The organism is Burkholderia sp. 9120 (assembly GCF_000745015.1).
GTDB lineage: Bacteria > Pseudomonadota > Gammaproteobacteria > Burkholderiales > Burkholderiaceae > Paraburkholderia.
In genome coordinates this window covers 5,705,153-5,727,063 of the sequence record NZ_JQNA01000002.1, presented here as the reverse complement: position 1 = coordinate 5,727,063, position 21,911 = coordinate 5,705,153, and the positions used below count along the sequence as shown (strand labels likewise).

Genomic DNA, 21,911 nt, shown 5'->3' with positions numbered 1-21,911 from the left:
CCGAACGGAGGTCCGCAAGCCCATGGACGCCCCTCAGACCGCGCCCTCAGCCGCCGAGTTTCTCGCCTCGGTGGAAATTCTGTCGCCGTTCTCACGCGATGAGATCGACCGTCTTGCCGATTACGCGCAGGCACGGTTCTATTCGTTCGGCGAAACCGTCTGCTCTGCGGGGGAGACAGCCGACGGTCTGTACGTGGTGCGCTCCGGCACGGTGCGGCTCTTCACCGAGGAACACGGCAAGGAAACCAGCATCGGCGTGCGCAAATCGGGCGAGATCTTCGCCGACATCGCGATGCTGCGCGCCTATGCCCACGAAGCGTCGGTGCGGGCGTCGGCGAAAACCGAGTTGCTGTTCATTCCGCGCGAGGCGATCGAACTGGTTATCACCGGCAACCAGGCCGCGTTGGCCTTCGTGGCCAGTTACGTGGCGATCAGTTCGGCGGGCGGCTTCGTCGCGCAGTTGTTCGATCTGCGCGGCAAACTGAACAAGGTGGAACTTGAGGAATACGTGCGTAGCGTCGGCGTAAAACGTGTGGCGGCAGGCAAGGAAATCTTCAGGCAGGAGGGCCGCGACGACCGGCGGCTCTACGTGGTGCGGCAAGGTGAAGTGCGCATTGTCCGGCAGGAAGAGGGCCACGACTACACGCTCGCCACGCTCGGCGAAGGGGAAATATTCGGCGAAAAAGCCTGTTTGATGCGCCAGGAACAGATGGCCTCGGCCGTGGCGGTGACCGATACACGCCTGCTGGTGATTCCCGAGCGCACCGTCCATTTCATCCTGGAGCGCAACCCCAAACTCCGCGAAGTGCTCGACGAACGGATTCGCTACGGCGACCGCGAATTGCAACGGCAAAAGCGCCTCGAACAGCGGCGCAAGTTACCGTTGATGCTCGACTTGCAGAGCAAACCGGAGTTCGGCGAGAAGGTGATCAAACGCTTCGCGCTGGTCGAGCAGGCCGAAGAGATGGATTGCGGCGCCGCGTGCCTCGCAATGGTATGTCGCCACTACAGCATTCCCATGACGCTCGGCAAGTTGCGCGAGCTGGCCAACGTCACGACCCAGGGCGCGACACTCGACAGTCTGGCGCGCGCCGGTGAATCGCTCGGTTTCACCGCGCGTGGCGTGCAGTGCACGTTCGACTCGCTGCGCGGCTTCGATCTGCCGTTCATCGTGCATTGGGAGGGCTATCACTACGTCGTGGTGTATGGACTCTCCAAAGACTACGTGTGGGTGGCGGACCCGGCAGTCGGGTTCAGAAAGATGAGCGTGGAAGATTTCGAGCGTGGCTGGAGCGGTACGTGTCTGCTATTTACGGGCGGCCCGCATCTATTGCAAATGTCGGCCGCGCGTTCGCCTTGGATTCGCTTTGTCGGCTACCTCACGCCGTACAAGAAGATTCTCGGCCACCTGTTTCTCGCCACCTTCGTGATCCAGGTATTGGGCGTGATTCCTCCGCTGATTATTCAGAACATTCTCGACGGCGTGATCGTGCATCAAAACGTCAGCCTGCTGCATCTGCTGATTGGCGGCTTGATTATCGCCAACGTATTTTCGCAATTGATGTCGTCGATTCGCGCCTATCTCGCGAACTTCATGGTACGCAACATGGACTTCGCGATGATGTCGCAGTTCTTCAAGCACACGCTCTCGTTGCCGTTTTCGTTTTTCGCCAAGCGCAAGACCGGCGATATTTTTGCGCGCTTCCAGGAAAACCAGACGATCCGCGCGTTCCTCACCGAGTCCACGGTGACCACTGCGCTGAACCTGCTGATGGTGTTCATCTACTTCACGATCATGTTCGTCTACAACGTGAAGATGACGCTGGTGCTGATCGCGTTCGTGATTCCGATTATGGCCTTGACTGCGATTGCCACGCCAAAAATTAAAAGCTACGCGCGCGAGGTGTTCACCGCTTCAACCGAGTCGAAGTCGTTTCTGATGGAAGCGCTCGCGGGTGTGGAAACCATCAAGGGCATGGGGATCGAGCGGCCGGTGCGATTGCGCTGGGAGAAGAAGTACGCGAAGGCGCTTGAAGTGCAGTACCGCGCGCACGCATTCAATATTCTCGTCGGCCTTGGCAGTCAATTGCTGAACGCGGCGACGACGATCGCCATTCTGTGGGTCGGTGCAAACCTGGTGCTGGCGCGTGAGATGACGATCGGTCAGTTGATCGCCTTCAATGCGTTCATGGGCAGCGTACTCGGTCCGTTGATGGGCCTGGTCGGCTTGTGGAGCATGTTGAACGATGCGGGCGTGGCGATGGAGCGCCTCGGCGACGTGCTCGACATCGAGCCCGAGCAGAAGCCGCAGGATTTGCCGTCACGCGTGATGCTGCCGGAATTGCAGGGCGAAATCAGCCTGAGCGGCGTCTATTTCCGTTACGGCGACAACGATTCGTCGTACGTGCTCGAGAACATCAGCTTCGACATCAAACCCGGTGAGCTGGTGGCGATCGTGGGGCGCAGCGGTTCGGGCAAAACGACGCTGGCCAAATTGCTGGTCGGCTTCTATACGCCGAGCGAAGGCAAGATGACGATCGACGGCTACGATCTCGGTGTGGTAGACAAAGCCTATTACCGCGCGCAGATCGGTTATGTGATGCAGAGCAATCTGCTGTTCTCCGGCACGATTGCGGAGAACATCGCGAGCGGTGACGACGCGCCCGAGCGGCGCCGCATTGAAGAAGTCGCGAAAATGGCCGACGCGCACGCCTTTATCAGCAAGATGCCGCTCGGCTATGAGCAGATTGTCGGCGAGCGGGGCATTGGACTCTCCGGCGGGCAGATCCAGCGGCTGTGCATTGCGCGCGCGCTGTATCACGATCCGCGTCTGCTGGTTTTCGACGAGGCGACCTCGGCGCTGGATTCGCAGTCGGAAAGCAATATCCTCGGCAATATGCACGACATTCTGAAGGGCCGAACGGCGGTGATCATTGCGCATCGGCTCAGCACGATCATGCGCGCGGACAAGATTATCGTACTGTACGAAGGGGCGATTGTCGAACAGGGTCGTCACGACGAACTGATCGCGCGCGGTGGCATGTATTACCAACTGGTCCAGAAGCAACTGAGCGCGTGATGATGAAAATACTCGACCAGATTGAGGAGGCGAGCCCGGCGATTTCTTATGCCGGGCTGCTGGAACGGATCGAGATCTTGCGTTCCACGCTGCGCTGGTCGTCGCGGCTGGAACGTGGCGATATCGACAAGCTCCTGCGGCAAGCCACGTCGTTGCGCGACGAGGTGATGCAACTCTCGCACAAGGAGCGTTTCGTGCAGGCGGCCGTGGCCGCCGAACCGCAGGAGCGTGTCGAACTCTCTCGCGGTGCGCGCAGAAAAGCGCTGCTGGAGCGCAGTTTTATTTTCGAAGGCACGTTCGGCGACAATCCGCGCCTGCTCGAATCGCTCGAAATCGCGGAGAAAGCCGCGCCGACCGATCTGCCGGTTCTGATCGACGGTGAAAGCGGCACCGGCAAAGAACTGATGGCGAAAGTGGTCCACGCGAACGGTTCGCGTTCGGACAAACCGTTTATTTCGGTGAACTGCGGCGCGATTCCGGACAACCTGCTGGAATCGGAATTGTTCGGGCATCGGAAGGGCGCGTTTACCGGGGCCTCGAATGACCGCAAAGGGAAATTCGAAAGTGCGCATACCGGCACGATCTTTCTCGACGAAATCGGCGAGTTGCCGCTGGCGGGTCAGGTGAAGCTGCTGCGTGTGCTCGAAGCACACGAGATTCAACGGGTAGGCTCCGACGAAACGATCGCAGTGGATACCCGGATTGTCGCGGCGACCAATCGTAATCTGCGGCAGCTCAGCGAAGAGGGCCGGTTTCGTGAGGATCTGTTTTACCGGCTGAGCGTGATTCACGTCACGCTGCCGCCGTTGCGCGAACGTCGCGACGAAATACCGTTGCTGATCGCATGGTTCGGCGATGAAGCGGCGGGCTCGTTGAAACGCAGGCCGATCAGATTGACCCCGCGTTTGCGGGACTTTCTGCTGAATTACGCGTACCCGGGGAATATCCGCGAGTTACGCAACGTGATGTACCGGTTGTCGTGTCTCGCCGGCGAGATGGCGGATATCGATCACCTGCCGGTCGATATGCGACCGGCGGCACCGGGATCGGTTGCGGCCTTGGCGAATGCGGCGAGTGCAAACGGCCAGGAGCCGATCAGCGTGGCGAATCTGATGTCATTGAGCGACGCCAAGCGCGCCGCCAGCGACGACGCCGAAAAGGCTTTTCTCGAACGAGGCCTGCGCGAAGTAAGCGGCACGGTGGCGGAACTGGCGCGGCGTATCGACATGAACCGCTCGCATTTGCAGATGTTGCTGAAAAAACACGGGCTGCATTCAAAGGACTTTCGCAATCGGAGCGCGGCGGCCGCGAATAAAAACGACGATCACGATGAGGAAGACAGCGACGCATGAGCGCGCTGCGCCTAAGGTGCCGCTAACGTGCTGCTAAGGCGCCGGATTCAGCAGGGTCTTATCCGATGCATAAGGATCTTCCGCGCGCACCACCACGGCGGTGATGTTGTCGCGGCCGCCGCGCGCCAGCGCCAGCGCGATCAGTTCCTCCGACGCCGTGTCACCTGAAGCCGTAGTTAGCACGGTGAGTATTTCGTCATCGGCGACCTCATTGCTGAGGCCATCGCTGCACAGCAGAAAGACGTCACCGTCGGCGACCTCAATCGCATCGTCGTCGAGTTCGAGCGAATCGGTGGCGCCGACCGCGCGCGTGATCATGTGCTGCGCGGGATGATGGCGCGCCTCTTCTTCCGTAATCACGCCGAGCGACTTGAGTTGTTCCACCTGACTATGATCGCGCGTGAGTTGCCGCAGGCTCCCTTCGCGCGCCAGATATAAGCGGCTGTCTCCTGCCCACACGTAGGCGCAGAAGCGGTCGCACGCAATCATCACGACGACCGTGCTGCCGATACGCTGCACCTGGCGGCGCGCGGCTTCGTCCCTGAGTTGACGGTTCGCGGCCTGTAGGCGCGCACGCGCGTCGGCGACGCACGTCTTCATGCTGACGGGCGACGCGAGCCGGCTCAGCGTGTCGATCACCAGGTGGCTCGCCAGATCGCCGACCGCGTGCCCGCCCATGCCGTCGGCGACGGCCCAGCGTCCGAGTTCGGGCTGGTCGAGGCAGGCATCTTCGTTGATCTCGCGGACGCGTCCGGCGTCGGAACGCGCGGACGACGTCCAGCGAAAGGGGCTGGCACAGGTCACAACGGCTACACCGTATCGTTTCTGCTGCGTGCGTCGGGGGAAACGTTGATGTTCGAATTCGCGCCGGTATTGTGGACGTCGACCGACTGGAACTGGTTGATCATCTGGTTAGCATAGAAGTTGTTCGACACCTCGTACAGGTTGACGACCGGACCAATGCTCGGCGTTTCCCGCACATAAGGTTGAATCCAGCCATATACCCACGGCGCGCCGCCGCCGCCGCGGATCGCCGCCATCGCTTTACGGTCGAGCGCGAGGTTGAGCGTGAGGTCGTTCACTGTGATGGAAGCCATGTCGTTCTCCGGTTGGCCGCGTGCGCAGGCGCGTTGTTAGCTAGGATTTGACTTCGATGTTGCAAGGGTTATGCCAATAGAAGGCGGCGTTCGACGTTGTGTCCGCAACGTGTTGATGGCTGGTCGATTGCGCGCGGACGGCCGCGCTGCAAGGCGGCGTGCGCGGCGTTAGAGGTCGGCTGTCAACCAACAAGCGCGGCTGCGAAACGGTGTGGGACCCAACACATCGAAACGACGGATAAGACCTCGCCAGTGTCCGCGCTGTAACCCCGTAACGTGTCCGCAACAGAACGACACGCACCAACATTCCGCATCAAATTCTGTTGGCTCGGCACCCACACATCGCCCCGCCGAATCGCCATGGGTATAGCGCCAGGGCCTTTAAACAAAGGCTTCCCCGCGCATGGCCCGGATCATGCAAAAGCTCTCGCAACAGTGTTGGAAATTGATGCGAGGCCAGCCATGAACACAAACCTTCTCCCGACGAACCGCGCAGCCAGCGACGCAGTGTCCACCATCGACCTGCCGATCGGCGCGCACCTCGTCACGCAACGCCGCGGTTACGAACACCACGGCATCTATGTCGGCAACGGCCGCGTGGTGCATTACGCGGGCTTCGCGAGTTCGACGCATCGCGGTCCGGTGGAAGAAGTGGAAATCGAGCGCTTCGCCGCCGGCCATCCGCTGACGGTTCGCGCGACTCCGTCCGCCCGCTACGTCGGCGACGAAGCCGTGAGCCGCGCGCGTTCCCGTCTCGGTGAAAACCGTTATCGGCTTCTGACCAACAATTGCGAGCACTTCTGCGCATGGTGCCTGCTCGGCGAAAGCCGCAGCGAACAGGTGCATTGCTGCTTGCGTCATCCGCGTGCCGGCATGCAGACGCTGGTGTGCCTCGTGAAGGCTTTTGTCGAAAATGGCAGCCGGGGTGTTCAAACCGGTGCTCAACTCGGCGCGCAACTGGCGTAAGCGGATCGCACTGAATTCAAGCTTCGAGCGTTGAACGATTCAAGGAGAGCATCATGGTTGCCGCAGAAAAGACCTTGCACTGGGCCGTCGACAAATGGCTCGCCCCGACCCCGTCGATGCCCGCCCGCGTCGTGCAGTTTTGCCACCGCGCTTCGCATCAGCGCTACGTCTGCGTGGAAGCATTGCGGCCAGGCGGCTTGCTGTCGATCTTCTTCTTTCGCCACGACGACGGCTCGTGGAACGTGTTCCCGCCGCAAGTCGAGCGGCCGGCCATGAACGGCCATCGCCGCGCGGCGCTTTCCTAGTGCCCTGGTTGGACGGCCGCTTCCTTGACGATCCACTGGCTGAACAGCAGCATGGCCGGCGTCATGGGTTTGCCCTTCAGACAGGTCAGCCAATAGCTACCCGCATGAACGTCGACATCGAACGGCCGCACCAGGCGGCCCGTGTTGATCTCGTGACCGAACATCAACGCAGGAGCGAGCGCGATCCCCGCGCCCTGCATGGCCGCTTCCACCATCAGTCGCGATGAATCGAACACGGGCCCGCGCACCGGTCGCGGCGGAATGCCGGCCGCGTTGAACCAGTTCATCCAGTCGTCGGTGCGATAGGAGCGCAGCAAGGTTTCGTCGACGAGATCGGCCGGCTTCGACAGACGCCCGGCGATCTCGGGCGCGCACAGCAGCGACAGCGGCGCATCGAGCAGGCGCGTGGCGAGCGAACCGGGCCACGTGCCGTCGCCGAAGCGGATCGCGAAGTCGAGGCCTTCGGTGGCGAGATCGACCAGATTGTTGTTCGTCTGCAGCCGCAGTTCGACAAACGGATGCGCGTCGCGGAACGATTTGAGGCGCGGCATCAGCCAGCCGACCGCGAACGTGCCCACTACGCCGACCGTCAACACTTCGTGGAAGTGGCCGCCTTCGAACTGCTTGAGCACCGCTTCGATGCGATCGAACGCGTCGGTCAGGACCGGTCGCAGCGCAAGGCCTTCGTCGGTCATGGCAAGGCCGCGCGGCAGGCGCTTGAACAGGGCGCTGCCCAGACGCTCTTCCAGCGTTCTGACCTGCTGGCTGACGGCCGCCTGGGTCACGTTCAATTCGAGTGCCGCGCGCGTGAAACTCAAATGCCGGGCCGACGATTCGAAGGCCCGCAGCGCGTTCAGTGGCAGATAAGGTCGCATGACGAAGGCATAAGATTTTCTTGGGAGTCGTCTAACTTATCATCGTTTGTCAGCGCGCGGCGGAAAACCGATAGTGGCGGCTTCACACAAGGAGCGGCAATGATCACGAGACGGAAATTCGCGGGCGCAGTGCTGGGTGTGTCGATAGCTGGGGTTGCGGTTGGCAGCGTGGGCGCGTTCGGCAAGGCGGTGCCGAAAACAGGCAAGGCTGCGGCGGGACTGGAATTGGCGAAAGCGGAAACGATCCGTCGGCGGCTTGCGCAGATCGAGGCGGAAAGCGGTGGGCGGCTCGGTGTATCGATCGTCGATACGACCTCGGGTTTGCACGCCGGCCTGCGTACCGACGAGCGTTTTCCGATGTGCAGCACGTTCAAGGTGCTGGCGGCGGGCGCGGTGCTGACGCGCGTGGATCGCGGTCAGGAGGATCTGGCGCGCCGCGTCGTTTTCTCGCAGCGCGATCTGGTGCCGAACTCGCCGGCCACGAGCCGGCATACGCGAGAGCGAACCGGCGACACGGGCATGAGCATCGCCGAATTGTGCAAGGCGGCCATCACGCTGAGCGACAACACGGCGGCCAATCTGTTGCTGGCCACCTTCGGCGGTCCCGCCGGATTGACCGCATTTGCGCGGGATCTCGGCGACGGCATCACGCGTCTGGATCGGATCGAGCCTATGCTGAACGAAGCGATTCCCGGCGATCCGCGGGATACCACCACGCCGAATGCGATGCTCGGCAACTTGCGCGAGCTGGTGCTCGGCGAGCATTTGTCTTCGTCCTCTCGGGCGCAACTACTTGCATGGCTGGTGGCGAATGAAACCGGCGGCGCGCGGATTCGCGCGAAGCTGCCGCAGGAGTGGGGCGTCGGCGATAAGACCGGCACCGGCGATCACGGCACGGCCAACGACATCGCGATTCTGTGGCCACCCGGGCGCGGGCCGGTGCTGGTGGCGGTCTATCTGACCGGAACGAATGGTGACGCGGCGCGCTGCAATGCGGCCATCGCGGAGGTTGGGGCGTTGGTGGTGCAGTCCGTTTGAGCGGACACGGATGGATAAAGCACGGGATTGAAGCGAGGGGCGCTGCGTGTGTTGCGTGCTGATGCGTTTGAGCGAGGCGCCTGACGCGCCTCGCTCGAAGAGCTGCCTAGTGGGTCCGTGCGATACGCGAGCCGACCCGCATTTGCGTTGTCAACCGAGCCGGTGTCGTGGCCGGCGGAATCAGCTTGCCTCGCACCAGCAGGCTCACCGTCTCCACCGCCAGAATGCCGATAATCACGTTCGCGGCGATAAACAGAATCGGCGCAGCCCATTCGATCGGACCCGTCACACCGCGTTCGACCATCCGGGCAGCCATCGTCGGCAACGCGGCCACGCCGAAGCTGAAGGCCCAATAGCTGGGGGCGAAGGGTTGCTGGCGAATCCACGGCAGCAGGCGCAGCAGCATCACAGCCTGATAGACGCCATACCCGAGCAACATCAGCGCGAACAGATCGGGCGTACCGCTGGTCAGGCTCAGGTACGCTGCGCCACCCACAACCGGCGGTGCGAGTTGAATGCCGAGCACCGGGCGCAAAGCTGCCGGCAGCGGTTCGAGCACGGAGGCGCGGTGCAGCAGCATCGATTCAATGGCGAGCCATGAAAACAGGCCGGCACCGAAGAACAGCACGCCGAGCTGATGAAAACCGAACGACGCGGCCGCCGTACTCGCAACGAAGCTCGATGCGACGCTCGGCAGGTACATGGCCGGCGTGCTCAGTTCAGGCTTACGGCCGCCTTGCCAGAGCCGTCCATGCAGATACACGCCGAGGGTCAGTTGCACGACCATCGCCACGCCGAATAAACCGAGCGCCAGCGTATGCGCATACGGCTGCAACAGTTGCGCGGCCAGCAGGCCCGATACCGGCACCAGCGCCGCGAACGACGATTGCACCGGGTGTTGCATTTCGGCACGTGCTTCGTCGGCATTCGTCAGCCACTTATGTCCGTACGCCGCCAACAGGACCACCCAGACGGCCAGCGCCGCGACCGTCACCAACGGTCCCATTTCGGTGGGCAGGTGCCACACCTTGATCGCCACACGCCACAAATTGGCTAGCGCCAGCGCGCCCACCGCGATGCCGAAGAAACTCACTGGAATCGTCCCACGATTGCCGTTCATGACCGCACCTCCCACTGTCGTTGCGACGCGCTCCGATGTTCTGGCGTTGCGCGTTCGATGACGTACTGTAAAAGGCGGCGGCATTACGGTGAACGCGGAGAAAACTCAACAAATCGCGCGATCGTCTCAACGTGGGGCGGCGGGTTTGGGCGGGCGTCGCGGGCTGAGGAGCGGCCCGTTCACGGCAGATGACGCTCGGGCTCGCCCGTGTACGTGTAGTTCATCTGGCGCGGCATCGGGCCCTTGTTGCGCTCATGGCGTCCGCGCTGCTCCCACGCGTGCGACAGAATCCCGACCGCCCGCGACAGGCAGAAAACGCCGCGCGCCAGTTCCGGCGCAAAACCGAGTTCGGCGTAGATCACCGCGGTAGCGCCGTCGATATTCATCGGCACGGGCTTGCTTTTGCGGCGCTGGAGCAGCGCTTCGATGCCGCGCGCGATCGTCGCATAGCGTCCGCTGATGTGTTTCTCGGCGACGCTTGCGTCGACCAGCGCGAGCAGTCGCACAGCGCGCGGATCGACCGGATGGAAACGGTGGCCGAAGCCGGGCAGATATTTGCCGTGCGCCGCCGTAAAAGCATCCACGCCTTGTTCGACCGCGTCTTCCAGCGTCGCGCCCGCTTCCATCAGCGCGCCGATCGAGTCGTACAGTTCGACCGCCTGCTGTCCGGCGCCGCCGTGCACGTCGTCTAGCGCGTTGATCGCCGAGGCCATCGCGCCGTTCAGAGGCAGGCCGCAACTGGTCGCCATCCGCGAAATCGCGATTGATGGCGCGTGCGGGCCATGATCGACGGAAGCCACCAGCGCCGCCTCGAACAAACGCGCCTGCGCCGCGTCGGGCAGTTCGCCGCGCAGCATCAGCCAGATCATCTGCGGAAAGCTGACGTTGCCGATCAGTTCCTGAATCGGAAAGCCGCGCACCTTGATCGACCCCGGATGGATGTCGATGATCGAGGTGCTCCAATAGTCGGCGGCGAGCCTGGCCGCGTCGAATGTTTGCGTCATGGTCAGATCACTCCTTCGGCGCGCAGTTCGTCGATCCGCGCGTCGTCGTAGCCGAGCGCGCCGAGTTGTTCACGGGTGTGCGCCGAGAGAACCGGCGCGGGGGTGGCGGGCGCGGTGTCCGCGTCATGCAGACGGAAACCCGCGCGCGTTACGCGTTGCCGGTCGGTGTCGTGCGTGCCGGCAAATTCGCGGATAAACGCGCGCGACTCCAGATGCGGATGCGCGAGGATTTCCGGTACCGACATCACGCGGCCGGCCGGCACGCCCGCATCGAAGAATTTCGTTTCCCAGTTCGCGGCGCTATCGCTCGCGAGCGCCGCTTCGATCTCCGCTTTCAACACCGCGCGATTCAGCTTGCGCGCGTTGCGTTCGGCAAAGCGCGGGTCGTCGAGCAGATCGGCGCGGCCGATCAGTTCGCACAGGCTCGCGAACTGTTTGTTTTCGTTGGCCGCGATATTGAGCGGGCCGTCGCCGGTCTTGAAGGTACCCGACGGCGCGGCCGTGAAGTTCTCGTTGCCCATCGGCGTTGGCGTGACACCGGCGTTCAGGTAGTTCGACACGACCCAGCCCATGGTTGCGAGCGTGGCTTCGAGCATCGACACGTCGAGCATGCGGCCGTGTCCGGTGGTCCGCGCGTCGAGCAGCGCCGCGCAGATACCGAACGCGGCGGTGAGGCCGCCCACCGTGTCCGACACCGGATAGCCGACGCGCAACGGCGCGCTGTCGGCGTCGCCGGTCACGCTCATCACACCGGAAATGCCTTGAATGATCTGATCGTAGGCCGGGCGCTTCGCGAACTCGCCGTCCATGCCGAAGCCGGAGATCGCGCAATACACGAGCGTCGGATTGACCTCGCGCAACGCGTCGAAATCCAGACCGAGGCGCGTCATCACGCCGGGCCGGAAATTTTCGACGAGCACGTCGGCGGTCTTGACGAGCTCGCGCAGAATTTCCTTGCCGCGCGGGTCTTTCAGATTGAGCGTGACGGACTGCTTGCCCGCGTTCACCGCAACGAACGAGGCGCCCATGTTGCGCGCCGACGCTTCCTTGTCGGCACCCAGCCGCCGCGCGAGATCCCCGCCTTCGGGATGCTCGACCTTAATCACCTCGGCGCCGAGCAGCGCGAGTTGATACGCGCAAAACGGCCCCGCCAATACATTCGATAAGTCCAGTACGCGGACTCCAGCCAGTGGCAGCGTCATGTCAAAAGCCTCTGTTTCAATGCGAGATTTCGTCGAGATTGAGGTTGTTGGTGCGCGGTCCGAAAATGCCGATCGCCCCCATCACCATCACCATCGACACGCTAATTAGCGCGAATACACCGGTCACGTCGAAGTGGCGCAACGCGAACGCGATCATGAAGCCCGAGAACATCGCGGACAGACGCGACATCGAGTAAACAAAGCCGACGGCGCGTGCTCGCAAACGCGTGGGGAAGAGCTCGGTTTGATACGCGTGATAGCCGACCGACAGCAGCGTGCCGCACAACGTGATCAGCACGCCGAGCGTCATCAGCATGGCGGGCGAGGTTTGCGTGGCGAACAGACTGCCAAAAATGACGATGCCGAGCGCCGACAGCACGATCAGCGTTTTACGTTCGATCCGGTCCGCGATTGCCATGCCGATCAGCGGTCCAAACGGATTCGAAATCGCGATCACGAACGAGTACAGCAGGCTGTGCGTGATCGTCACGCCTTTGGACACCAGCAGCGTCGGCACCCACGAGGCGAAGCCGTAAAAACCGATTGCCTGGAACAGGTTGAACACGAGCATCGTGATCGCGCGGCGGCGATACGGCGGTTGCCAGATTTCGCGGAAAGCCGCCTTGGTGGTGGCCGGTTCGACGGTCGGCACCGGCGGCGGCAACGGCTTGCCGTATTGCGCGGCGACCTTGGCTTCGAGGGTCTGCAGCACTTGTTCGGCTTCGGCGGTGCGCCCCTGTTGCGCGAGCCAGCGCGGGCTTTCCGGCACGCGCCGGCGAATCGCCCACACCACCACCGCGCCCAGCGCGCCGATGATCACCACCCAGCGCCAGCCGTCGAGTCCGAACGGCGTGCGCGGCACCAGCCACCACGCGAGGAACGCGACCGAGGGCACCGCCGTGTACTGCACGAGGTGGACGAACGCGAACGCACGGCCGCGCAGATGCTTCGGCACGAGTTCGCTGACGTAGGTATCGATCGTCACCAGTTCGACACCCACGCCGATCCCCGCGATCAGCCGCCACAGATTGATGGCGGGCGCGGAGCTCTGGAACGCCATGATCAGCGTTGCCACGGAGTACCACAGCAGCGACACGGTGAAGACGGTCTTGCGGCCATAACGGTCGGCCATGCCCGCCAGAAAGAACGTGCCGATGAACAGCCCGGCGAACGACGCCGCCACGAACGCGCCGAGACCCGACACGCCGAAGAACGACGCGGTGGTCGTCGCGTACATGCCGGTCTTGACGAGGCCGGGGCCGACATAGGCGGTGAAAAACAGATCGTAGAACTCGAACCAGCCGCCGATCGACAGCAGGAAGACCAGCATCCACACCGTGCGCGTGGCGGGTAGACGGTCGATGCGCGCGTTGATGCCGGGGGTGAGCCCCGGCGTCCCGGCGGTTGAATCGGACGACGCGCGTCGCGCATCGATCGGCAGGCTTGCCATGGAATCCTCCTTCGGCTGTCTCTTGTTCAGATCGTTCTATTAGACGGAACGATGTTCTATAGAATAGATTGGCCGAGAGTAGTCCGACCAGGCGATGCCAGGAATCGGGGGTTCTACCTAGAGAGCTAAACGGAAAGGGCGGGCGAGCAGGCTGCCGGAACGGTCACTGACCGTCCGGTGCTGGATTACGGAGCGAGGCGTTGCAGCGTCTGCAGCAGGGTGTCGAATGAAAGCGGCTTACGCGCGTATTCGATATGAGGATTCGGCTGAACGGCAATGTCCGCCGCCGCGCTGCACAACAGGATTGGAATATCGCGCAGATCGGCGTCGGCGTTCAGCACCGCGCACAGTTGCTGCCCGGACATGATCGGCATCATGCAGTCCGACACGATGATGTCGGGCCGGGTCTTGCGTATCTGTTCGAGCGCAGCGACTCCGTTCGACGCCGTCAGCACCGTATAGCCGTGCCGCTCCAGCAGCAGTCGCCAGACCGTGAGAATGTCGAACTCGTCGTCCACGACCAGAATGGTTTTCATGGGCGGCTAGGGATTTCGTCGCGCTTGCAGCGTGGCCGACAAGCCGGGCGCCGAGACCACACTGGCGGGACTGACCGCGCTTTCAATCACGTCGAGACCGTCGGACGAAATCACGAGCTCGCGCAACGACGTGTCGTGCGCGCTTTCGCGTTGCTTGACCACCGAAATCATCCGGCGCAAACCGGCGTCGGTTTCGGCGTAGCGCAACAGCACGAGGTTTTCGGTCAAGGCCGACACGCGCACGCTCTTCGCGTGGCCGGGGTCGGCGTAGAGCGGCAGTTCTTCCGTGAGCAGGGTGGTGACGCAGGCTTCGCGAAGCTGATGCAGAAAGGCGTTGAGGAACAGGCCGAAGCGCTCGGTGCGCAGCGCCGAGTCGCGGAACCCCTCCACACCGTCGATCACGATACGCGTCGCGCCGATCCGTTTGACCGTGGCGAGCGCGGTGGCTGCGAGTTCGTCGACGGCGAGTTCGATGGCCGGCTGCCACTGAATCGTCAGACGCCCGTCCGCGTGCGCGTCGGTCAGCGCGATCGACACGGCCTCGGCTTTGCCGATCAGCCGCTGCGGCCCTTCGTAGAAGCCCAGGTACACGCAGCGTTCGCCGCGCGCCACGCCGGCCGCGAGAAATTGCAGACAGAGGAGCGTCTTGCCGACCCCCGACGGTCCGATCAACGTGGTCGTGGACCCTTGCGCGAAGCCGCCGCCGAGCAGCGCGTCGAGATGCGGCAGGCCGAAGCCGAGACGTGTTTTCAGATCCACCGGACCGGGCGCCGCGGCGCACTGCGCCTCCATGCGCGGGAACATCAGCAAGCCGCTTTCGGCGATACGGAAGAAGTGCTTGCCCATCATATGATTGCGCGCGCGCATCTTGTGCACTTCGATTTCGCGGGCGCGGCGCATGCCGTCGTTATAGCGGTTCAGCTCGATCAGACCGTCGACCAGCGTGTGTTCCGGATGCGGCTCGTTGCCCGAGAGCGGCGCGAGCAGCAAGGTGGTGCAGTCCATTGCCGCGACCAGCGCGTTCAGTTCGTGGATGAACTTCGACAGCGACAGCTCGGTTTCGCTGAATTCGCGCGCGCTGCGAAAACCGTCGATGATCATCAGGCTCGGCCGGTAGTCGTAGATGCTCGACGCGATCAGTTTCAGGAAGCCGTCGAGGCCGTCCTGCATCAGTTCGTGATAGCCGGACACGAACAGCATTTGCTGCGCGACGGCGTTCTCGTCGAAGAAACTCAGGCCTTTGAGGTGGCTCAGCAGCTTGTCGTGCGATTCGGCGATCAAGGTCATGTACAGCACCTTCTCGCCCCGGCTTACACGATGAAAACCAATCTGGCTCGACAGAATCGTCTTGCCCGCGCCGGCCATGCCTTCCAGCAGGTACACGCCGCCGCGGACCAGACCGCCGCCCAGGATCTCGTCAAGACCCGGCACCCCCGTTTCCACATTGGCGCGGGCCGCGTCAGACCGGGCCGCGCTCGATCGGCTGGGCTCCGGCGAGGAAGACGTCTGGGATTCGTGGATAGTCATGTCGATGTGTCATTCAAAGTGCGGAGAAGCGACGGCTCGTGCGTGACGCGGCTATCGCTCAAACTAAACTTGATAGCAATCCGCGTTCCTGCTGATCAGCGGCGCTGGCGCGCGTCGGCATTGGATGGTGGGGATTCTATCCGGCCCCGGCGCGATTGGCGAACTGCAAGCGGGCGGGGCGGTGCGTCGTGCGGGTGGGGAACGGGGAGGGGTGTCGGCCGAGGTGGTTGGCCGGCCTTGTCAGCCGATTGTGATCCGCGGGTTATCCACGGATAACCCGCGCGACGGCGGGCGGTTCTTTCAATCCAGTGCAAGGAAGTACCGGGCACGAAGCGCGAGCCCGGCCGCCATCTCGCGGCGCGGACTCCCGTTCGGGCTGCCGATATCGCCCGGCGTCTCAGCTACAAACGAAACTGCTCGCGGCGTTGACGTCGCCGCCCTGGTAGCGGGCCACTTTCGGATACGCGCAGAGCGGCCGCGTGCGTCCCGCCCCCCACGCGGCGGGCACGTCGGCGTTCGGCGCGACGTTGCTCGCGTCGCGCGCGCTGGCGATCACGCTGTCCGGCGCCTTGCCCTGTTCGACCCACGCGATCAGCGGCGTGAGCATGTCGAACTGGTCGGTGCTCGGGCCACCGCTGCAGTGGTTCATGCCGGCGATCGTGTAAAGACGCGCGAAGTTGGACGCGTCGCCACCGTTGGCCGTGGCGAGCTGTTGATACCAGCCGGTCGTGTCGTTCGACGAAAACACCGGATCGCTCGTGCCGTGATAGACCATCAGTTTCGCGCCGCGCAGCTTCAGCGCGCTGAGGTTGGTTTCGTCCGGCGGCGTCATGAACGACCAGGCCGACTCGCTATACACGCCGCTGGTGGCGAAGATCGTCGGCGCGTCGCTGTCCATGCTGAAGTTCAGCGCGTATGCCGACAACTGGCTCAGCACCGAGGCGCTTTTCGGCGGCGTGGTGAACGTGAACGCCGCCGCGGCCGGGTCGAGCGTGATCGAATTCGCCTGCTTCCATGCCGACCAGCCAGGGCCCAGACCCGCGTCGTAGGGAAAGCTCGCATACAGGGCCGTGCCGGCGCTGTTGCGCGCGCCGGAAAACACGTTGCCGATCGCGGTCTTTTGCGCGCCGGTCAGGCAGGTGCCGTCGCGGACGTTGTTGCTGCAGGTGGGGACGTCGCTGGCGAGGCTGAAGTTCGCCTGGCATGCCTTGATATCCTGGATGAGGCCGTCGCTGACGCCGTCAAGCGCATCGCATTTAGCCAGTATTTTCGACGCGACCATCTGACGTTCCGTGGCCGTGAAGCCCGTCGTGATGTCGGGCAGGCCGTTCGCCGTCGTCGCGGTCGCTACGCTGGCCAATTGTTGCGCGCTCCACATTTCGCCGATCGCCGCTTTCGGCAGATGGAAGCCCGGATCGCCGGCAATGATGCCGTCGTAATCACCCGACGAACGCGCTGCCGCAACGAGCGCATGGCGGCCGCCGTTGGAGCAGCCGTCGAAGTAGCTGCGATCGGGCGCTTTGCCGTACGCGAGCTTGATCACCTGCCTGGCCATCGGCGTGAGCACGGCGACGGCGTTGTAGCCGTAGTCGATGCGCGCCTGCGGGTCGAGGCCGAACAGCGGGTTCTGCGCCGCGCTGTGCCCCGAATCCGAGCTGATCACCGCGAAACCCATGTTGAGCGCGTCGGTAATCGGCCCGCCGCCGCCGATCTCGCCGGTGGCCGTGACCACGTTGCCGTCCAGGCCGCCGTTGGCCTGGTAGAAAAAGCGCCCGTTCCATGCGAGCGGCAAGCGCATCTCGAAGCCGATCGCATAGGTGTTGCCGTCGACGCTGCTCACGCGCTGATTCATGTTGCCCTGGATCAGACAGTGTTCGGCGATCGGCTTGCCGGCCACCGCGAGGGTGCCGGCCGCGACGTCGGTGACGGAGGTGAAGACGGTGTTGGCGAAGCTGAGCTTCGCGGCGAGCGCCGCGCAATTGCCCGCGAGTGTGGCCGACGTGGCGGCGCTGAGTTGCGGTAACGCACTGGCGCTGGTCGCGGCGGTGCTGCCGACGTCGCTGGCGCCGCACGCGGCGAGGCTCAGCGCGGCGGCAGCGGCGAGCGCGATAGAGGTGCATTTCATCCGGGCGCTCCTAGAACGAGTGACGAAGGCCGACCATCACGCCGGTCTGGCCGGTGCCGGGCGCGGGTGTCGTGCCGCCGCCACCGCCGCTGACCGAGTAGGCCGCTTTCGCGCTGTTGGCCAGATACGAGCCCTGCGCGTAGACCGCGGTGCGTTTCGACAGCAGATAGGTGGTGCGCAGCGTGCCCATCGTGGCGCGCGTGTCGTGGTCGCGATTGACGATGTGATAGACCTCGCCGTCGACGATGAAAGCGGGGGTGACGGTGTACGCCGCGCCGACGAAGAACAGATTCGAGCGCACGTCGGCGATCGTCACCGCCGAGGGCTCGACGCGCCGGTTGAGCCAGCCCGCCCCGAGCTTGAACTTGCCGAGGTTCGCGTAGGCGCTCACGTGGGTGCGGACGTCCTTGTCGGCGGCGCTGGTGAGGGGCGTCGGCGCCAGGCCGTCGAAGAAGTTCGCCGCCGCGGTGCTGCCGCCGCGCTGTTCTTCATAGGACGCCGCGATGCCGAACAGCGGCGTGTCGTACTTCAGCATGACGGACCACTCGCGGCATTGCGTGGCGTTCCCGGCCACCGACCCCGTGCAGGTGCCCTGGCCCGGCGAATTGCCGGTGCCCGCGGCGTCGCGCCCGAACGAGTAGTTGGCGCCGAGCGACACGCCCGCATAGCTGCCGAGATAGGTCACCGAGTTGTCGGCGCGGGCGTTCGGCACGTAGGCGTCGAGTGAACCGAGTCCGTAGATGTCCGGGCCGATCAGGTCCGCGCCCATCAGCGCGAGGTAGGTCATCGTGTACTGGCGGCCGAACGAGACCGTGCCATACGGGCTCTTGATGCCGACGAACGCCTGGCGCCCGAACAGTCGTCCCCCTTGGCCCTGCTCGCCGTTGCGCACGTTAAAACCGCTCTCGAGCGTGAAGATCGCGCTATAGCCGCCGCCGAGATCTTCGTTGCCGCGCAGTCCCCAGCGCGAAGGCAGTTCGCCGGTCACGGACGGCATGCGGAAGAGGCCCTTGCCCGCGGCATTGGCGTGCGAGACGTACTCGATGCCGGTGTCGATGATGCCGTACAGCGTCACGCTCGATTGGGCCGCTGCGGCGCCGCTGCCGACGCACAGGGCGCCGCAAAGTAGAAGGCGTGCGGATGCTTGCATGAAGGGTGTCTCCAAACCGTTGATTGAATTTATGGGTGTGTGGTTGTTGATTCTTCTGGCGGGACGTGCCGGTTAGTGGTCGGCACGCGGACGGCGCAGTAACAGCAGGGCGGCGGCGGCCGCGATCAGCGTGACCGGAATGCTCGCGCCGATGACGGTCGACGAACTGCGGCCCATGGCCAGTAGTTGACCCGCGGCGAGCGGCCCGACCACCGAGCCGATGCGCCCCACGGCTACGGCCGCGCCTACCCCCGTACCGCGCATGGCCGTCGGATAGAACGCCGCGGACAGCGCATACAGCACGGATTGACCGCCGATCACGAACATCCCGGCGAAGAACGCGGAGGCGGCGAGCGCGCCGAAGCCGGGTGCCATGGAAAGCGCGGCGAGCGAGGCGATGATCCCGATATACATGCCGGCCACCACGACGCCCGAGCGCAGGCGGTCCATCAACATGCCGATGCACAGCGCGCCGATCCCGCCGCCGACGTTGAAGAAGATCTGCACGTAGCCGACCTGCGCGCGCGTCAAACCGCTGGCCGCCATCAACGAGGGCAACCAGTTGAGCAGGAAGTAGAGGACGATCAACGTGCAAAAGTAGCTGACCCAGATCTGTACCGTCGAGAGCCCGCGCGTGCCGCCGAACAGAATCTCGCCGACCGGCGCGGGTTTCGCGCGGCCGTCGTGCGAAGCCTGTGTGAACGCCTTCGAATCCGCGAGAAACACCAGCAGCAGCGGCACCAGGATCAACGGCCCCGCGCCGCCGACGTAAAAGATGTGACGCCACTCGGTATCGCCCGCGCTCAGCACGCCGATTACCGAAGCGATCACGCCGCCGAACGGAATGCCGCAATACATCACGCTGACGGCGGTGCTGCGCGAGCGTGGCTCGACCGCTTCCGACGACAACGCGATCAGGTTCGGCAGCGCACCGCCCAGACCGATGCCGGTGAGCACGCGCACGATCACCAGCGTAGAGAAGTCGCCGACCAGCGCGGTCATGATCGAGAGCACGCCGAACAGGCAGGCGGAAATCACCAGCACACGCTTGCGGCCGATGCGATCGGCCAGCCGTCCGCCGAACATCGCGCCGGGCAACAAGCCGAAGGTGCCGGCGCTGAATGCGAGTCCCATTTGCGCCACCGAGAGGCCGAATTCGTGCGCCATGCGCGGCGCCGCCACGCCGACCGATTGCAGGTCGAGTCCTTCCAGCAGCGCGATGGCGAAGCACAGGCCGAGCGTGACGAACGCGCCTGATTCGCGTGTCGCCGTCGCCGTCGTGGCCGTGGCTGCAGCGTCCTCGTTCGAGGTGAGTGTTCCGGTTCGCTTCACGTAGTGATCCTTATTAAAGTGTTTGGTTTGCCGGTTTCGCAGGAGGAGGGCAGGTTCCGTGCTGTCGTGCTGCCACACTGTCGCGCCGCAGGCCGGTCTGGCGCGAGTCCTGGCAGGCGTGCCGGCACCGCATCGGTTCGATGCCCGCGAGACTATCTATGTGACTGGATGCGATGAGGCGCGTCTCCACACGCTGCATCGTGGAGTGGATTTAATATCAGGTAGGCTGATAACACAAGCGCAAATCGTTCGGTGAAAACACCTAGCAATTTGACGGCGTGAAGAATTTAACCGCGCAGATTTCGCACGAAGGTTTCGAGGTGAGTTTGCAGCGCGCTGGCCGTGTCGAGTTCGATGCCTTCCATCATCTGCTTCTCGATGATCTTCACCGCCTGCTCGCATTCGCGCAGCACGGCGCGTCCTTCGTCGGTCAGTTGCAGCAGCACGATACGCCCGTGGGTCGGGTCCGGTTCGCGACTGATCCAGTTGCGGCCGGCCATCGCGTTCATCACTTCATTGGCCGATTGCGGTGTGATGAAGGAGCGCTCGGCGACCTGTGCATTGGACGCCTGCCCCTTGGCTTCCAGCACGGAAAGCGCCGTGAACTGGGCGAGCGTCAGACCGAGCGGCGCGAGCGCTTCGGTCATGCGACGCCGAAGAATGCGGTCGAGACTGCCGATCACATAGGTGAGGCGCAGGCTGGTGCGGCGGGTGCGCGGCGCGGCGGCCTCGACAGGCGAATTGTGGTTTTTGCTCATGAGGGCAGGAGATCCGGTCTATCCCGCATCTTAGCGTGCCTCGTGACGGATTCCGCCGCTAGGGGTTTGCACCAAGCCGCCGACATTCCACTTTACATATCAGGCAGCCTGATATTAAATGCGTTCATCAGGCCGCCGTCGCGGTCAACGTTCACGGAGAAAGCAGATGAATTACGAAGGCCGTTGGAATACCGTCAAAGTCGATGTCGTCGAAGGCATTGCATGGGTCACGTTCAATCGTCCCGAGAAGCGCAACGCGATGAGCCCGACGTTGAACAAGGAAATGATCGAGGTGCTCGAAGCCGTGGAGCTCGACGCCGAAGCGCAGGTGCTGGTGCTGACCGGCGAAGGCGATGCGTGGACCGCCGGCATGGATCTGAAGGAGTATTTCCGCGAAGTCGACGCCGGCCCGGAAATCCTGCAGGAAAAGATTCGCCGCGATGCCTGCCGCTGGCAATGGCAGCTGCTGCGCATGTATGCGAAGCCGACCATCGCGATGGTCAACGGCTGGTGTTTCGGCGGGGGCTTTTCGCCGCTGGTTGCGTGCGATCTCGCGATCGCCGCCGACGAAGCGGTGTTCGGTCTGTCCGAGATCAACTGGGGCATTCCGCCGGGCAACCTGGTGAGCAAGGCAATGGCCGATACGGTCGGACATCGTCAGGCGCTCTACTACATCATGACCGGCGAGACCTTCACGGGTCAGGAAGCCGCGCAGATGGGCCTCGTGAATAAGAGCGTGCCGCGCGCCGAACTGCTCGAAACCACGCGCACGCTGGCCGGCAAGCTGCTGCAGAAGAATCCGGTGGTGTTGCGGGCCGCCAAAAATGGCTTCAAGCGTTGCCGCGAACTGACGTGGGATCAGAACGAAGACTACCTGTACGCCAAGCTCGATCAGGCGCAACTGCGCGATCCGGAAGGTGGCCGCGAGCAGGGCCTGAAGCAGTTCCTCGACGACAAGGCGATCAAGCCGGGCCTGCAGACTTACAAGCGCTGAT

General features: G+C 63.6%; 19 protein-coding genes. 6 read left to right on the top strand and 13 right to left on the bottom strand.

The features are described 5' to 3' along the window. Window positions 1-22 precede the first annotated feature (22 nt). Window positions 23-3,079, top strand: a complete 3,057-nt coding sequence (locus FA94_RS33445; RefSeq protein WP_035559801.1) for a peptidase domain-containing ABC transporter — start codon at window positions 23-25, stop codon at window positions 3,077-3,079. Beyond that, complete coding sequence (locus FA94_RS33440) at window positions 3,079-4,431, top strand: sigma-54 interaction domain-containing protein (RefSeq protein WP_035559798.1); 1,353 nt, start codon at window positions 3,079-3,081, stop codon at window positions 4,429-4,431. The genes FA94_RS33445 and FA94_RS33440 overlap by 1 nt, the downstream gene beginning before the upstream one ends. Before the next feature lie 33 nt (window positions 4,432-4,464). On the opposite strand, the gene FA94_RS33435 is transcribed toward FA94_RS33440, so the two are convergent. Next, window positions 4,465-5,235, bottom strand: coding sequence for a PP2C family protein-serine/threonine phosphatase (locus tag FA94_RS33435; RefSeq protein WP_035559795.1), 771 nt, complete (start codon window positions 5,233-5,235; stop codon window positions 4,465-4,467). 5 nt (window positions 5,236-5,240) lie between these two features. Beyond that, a complete protein-coding gene (locus FA94_RS33430) occupies window positions 5,241-5,528 on the bottom strand; it encodes a hypothetical protein (RefSeq protein ID WP_035559792.1) in 288 nt (95 codons plus the stop codon). A 462-nt stretch (window positions 5,529-5,990) separates the two neighbouring features. Here FA94_RS33430 and FA94_RS33425 point away from each other — a divergent pair, with 462 nt between their 5' ends. After that, window positions 5,991-6,494 (top strand): lecithin retinol acyltransferase family protein, encoded by a 504-nt coding sequence (locus tag FA94_RS33425; protein ID WP_035559788.1) that lies wholly within the window; start codon window positions 5,991-5,993, stop codon window positions 6,492-6,494. Between the two features lie 53 nt (window positions 6,495-6,547). Next, the gene (locus FA94_RS33420; protein WP_035559785.1) at window positions 6,548-6,799 is read left to right on the top strand and encodes a hypothetical protein; all 252 of its coding nucleotides are present in this window, start codon (window positions 6,548-6,550) and stop codon (window positions 6,797-6,799) included. Here FA94_RS33420 and FA94_RS33415 read toward each other — a convergent pair. After that, entirely contained in the window at window positions 6,796-7,674 is an 879-nt protein-coding gene (locus FA94_RS33415) for a LysR family transcriptional regulator (RefSeq protein WP_035559782.1), read from the bottom strand. The genes FA94_RS33420 and FA94_RS33415 overlap by 4 nt on opposite strands. Window positions 7,675-7,773: 99 nt before the next feature. Here FA94_RS33415 and bla point away from each other — a divergent pair, with 99 nt between their 5' ends. Further along, window positions 7,774-8,712 carry a class A beta-lactamase gene (gene bla, locus FA94_RS33410; RefSeq protein ID WP_035559779.1) on the top strand — a complete coding sequence of 313 codons (939 nt, stop codon included), beginning with the start codon at window positions 7,774-7,776 and terminating at the stop codon, window positions 8,710-8,712. Window positions 8,713-8,818: 106 nt separating this feature from the next. On the opposite strand, the gene tehA is transcribed toward bla, so the two are convergent. From tehA to FA94_RS33360, 10 genes are all read right to left on the bottom strand, one after another. Beyond that, window positions 8,819-9,832 carry a dicarboxylate transporter/tellurite-resistance protein TehA gene (gene tehA / locus FA94_RS33405; protein WP_035559777.1) on the bottom strand — a complete coding sequence of 338 codons (1,014 nt, stop codon included), beginning with the start codon at window positions 9,830-9,832 and terminating at the stop codon, window positions 8,819-8,821. Between the two features lie 179 nt (window positions 9,833-10,011). Then, on the bottom strand, window positions 10,012-10,836 hold the full coding sequence (locus tag FA94_RS33400) for a citryl-CoA lyase (protein ID WP_035559774.1): 825 nt from the start codon (window positions 10,834-10,836) through the stop codon (window positions 10,012-10,014). A gap of 2 nt (window positions 10,837-10,838) precedes the next feature. After that, a complete protein-coding gene (locus FA94_RS33395; RefSeq protein WP_035559771.1) occupies window positions 10,839-12,038 on the bottom strand; it encodes a CaiB/BaiF CoA transferase family protein in 1,200 nt (399 codons plus the stop codon). Window positions 12,039-12,054: 16 nt separating this feature from the next. After that, window positions 12,055-13,488, bottom strand: a complete 1,434-nt coding sequence (locus tag FA94_RS33390; RefSeq protein WP_035559769.1) for an MFS transporter — start codon at window positions 13,486-13,488, stop codon at window positions 12,055-12,057. A gap of 185 nt (window positions 13,489-13,673) precedes the next feature. Beyond that, window positions 13,674-14,024 carry a response regulator gene (locus FA94_RS33385; RefSeq protein WP_035559767.1) on the bottom strand — a complete coding sequence of 117 codons (351 nt, stop codon included), beginning with the start codon at window positions 14,022-14,024 and terminating at the stop codon, window positions 13,674-13,676. Between the two features lie 6 nt (window positions 14,025-14,030). Then, window positions 14,031-15,551, bottom strand: coding sequence for an ATPase domain-containing protein (locus tag FA94_RS33380; RefSeq protein WP_035559765.1), 1,521 nt, complete (start codon window positions 15,549-15,551; stop codon window positions 14,031-14,033). Between the two features lie 397 nt (window positions 15,552-15,948). Next, complete coding sequence (locus FA94_RS33375) at window positions 15,949-17,676, bottom strand: tannase/feruloyl esterase family alpha/beta hydrolase (RefSeq protein WP_035559762.1); 1,728 nt, start codon at window positions 17,674-17,676, stop codon at window positions 15,949-15,951. A 10-nt stretch (window positions 17,677-17,686) separates the two neighbouring features. Next, a complete protein-coding gene (locus FA94_RS33370) occupies window positions 17,687-18,826 on the bottom strand; it encodes a porin (RefSeq protein ID WP_035559759.1) in 1,140 nt (379 codons plus the stop codon). A 72-nt stretch (window positions 18,827-18,898) separates the two neighbouring features. Next, window positions 18,899-20,158 carry a 3-(3-hydroxy-phenyl)propionate transporter MhpT gene (gene mhpT / locus FA94_RS33365; RefSeq protein WP_035559757.1) on the bottom strand — a complete coding sequence of 420 codons (1,260 nt, stop codon included), beginning with the start codon at window positions 20,156-20,158 and terminating at the stop codon, window positions 18,899-18,901. A 287-nt stretch (window positions 20,159-20,445) separates the two neighbouring features. After that, window positions 20,446-20,916 (bottom strand): MarR family winged helix-turn-helix transcriptional regulator, encoded by a 471-nt coding sequence (locus tag FA94_RS33360; RefSeq protein WP_035559753.1) that lies wholly within the window; start codon window positions 20,914-20,916, stop codon window positions 20,446-20,448. 166 nt (window positions 20,917-21,082) lie between these two features. Between FA94_RS33360 and FA94_RS33355 the strand changes: the two genes are divergently transcribed. Then, window positions 21,083-21,910 (top strand): p-hydroxycinnamoyl CoA hydratase/lyase, encoded by an 828-nt coding sequence (locus FA94_RS33355; RefSeq protein WP_035559751.1) that lies wholly within the window; start codon window positions 21,083-21,085, stop codon window positions 21,908-21,910. The last annotated feature ends 1 nt before the right edge of the window (window position 21,911 follow it).

What these genes read in the sequence shown, in the direction of transcription:
- FA94_RS33445 (WP_035559801.1), top strand. Translation starts at nt 23, where the DNA reads ATGGACGCCCCTCAGACCGCGCCCTCAGCCGCCGAGTTTCTCGCCTCG.
- FA94_RS33440 (WP_035559798.1), top strand. Translation starts at nt 3,079, where the DNA reads ATGATGAAAATACTCGACCAGATTGAGGAGGCGAGCCCGGCGATTTCT.
- FA94_RS33430 (WP_035559792.1), bottom strand. Translation starts at nt 5,528, where the DNA reads ATGGCTTCCATCACAGTGAACGACCTCACGCTCAACCTCGCGCTCGAC.
- FA94_RS33425 (WP_035559788.1), top strand. Translation starts at nt 5,991, where the DNA reads ATGAACACAAACCTTCTCCCGACGAACCGCGCAGCCAGCGACGCAGTG.
- FA94_RS33420 (WP_035559785.1), top strand. Translation starts at nt 6,548, where the DNA reads ATGGTTGCCGCAGAAAAGACCTTGCACTGGGCCGTCGACAAATGGCTC.
- FA94_RS33415 (WP_035559782.1), bottom strand. Translation starts at nt 7,674, where the DNA reads ATGCGACCTTATCTGCCACTGAACGCGCTGCGGGCCTTCGAATCGTCG.
- bla (WP_035559779.1), top strand. Translation starts at nt 7,774, where the DNA reads ATGATCACGAGACGGAAATTCGCGGGCGCAGTGCTGGGTGTGTCGATA.
- tehA (WP_035559777.1), bottom strand. Translation starts at nt 9,832, where the DNA reads ATGAACGGCAATCGTGGGACGATTCCAGTGAGTTTCTTCGGCATCGCG.
- FA94_RS33400 (WP_035559774.1), bottom strand. Translation starts at nt 10,836, where the DNA reads ATGACGCAAACATTCGACGCGGCCAGGCTCGCCGCCGACTATTGGAGC.
- FA94_RS33395 (WP_035559771.1), bottom strand. Translation starts at nt 12,038, where the DNA reads ATGACGCTGCCACTGGCTGGAGTCCGCGTACTGGACTTATCGAATGTA.
- FA94_RS33390 (WP_035559769.1), bottom strand. Translation starts at nt 13,488, where the DNA reads ATGGCAAGCCTGCCGATCGATGCGCGACGCGCGTCGTCCGATTCAACC.
- FA94_RS33385 (WP_035559767.1), bottom strand. Translation starts at nt 14,024, where the DNA reads ATGAAAACCATTCTGGTCGTGGACGACGAGTTCGACATTCTCACGGTC.
- FA94_RS33380 (WP_035559765.1), bottom strand. Translation starts at nt 15,551, where the DNA reads ATGACTATCCACGAATCCCAGACGTCTTCCTCGCCGGAGCCCAGCCGA.
- FA94_RS33375 (WP_035559762.1), bottom strand. Translation starts at nt 17,676, where the DNA reads ATGAAATGCACCTCTATCGCGCTCGCCGCTGCCGCCGCGCTGAGCCTC.
- FA94_RS33370 (WP_035559759.1), bottom strand. Translation starts at nt 18,826, where the DNA reads ATGCAAGCATCCGCACGCCTTCTACTTTGCGGCGCCCTGTGCGTCGGC.
- FA94_RS33360 (WP_035559753.1), bottom strand. Translation starts at nt 20,916, where the DNA reads ATGAGCAAAAACCACAATTCGCCTGTCGAGGCCGCCGCGCCGCGCACC.
- FA94_RS33355 (WP_035559751.1), top strand. Translation starts at nt 21,083, where the DNA reads ATGAATTACGAAGGCCGTTGGAATACCGTCAAAGTCGATGTCGTCGAA.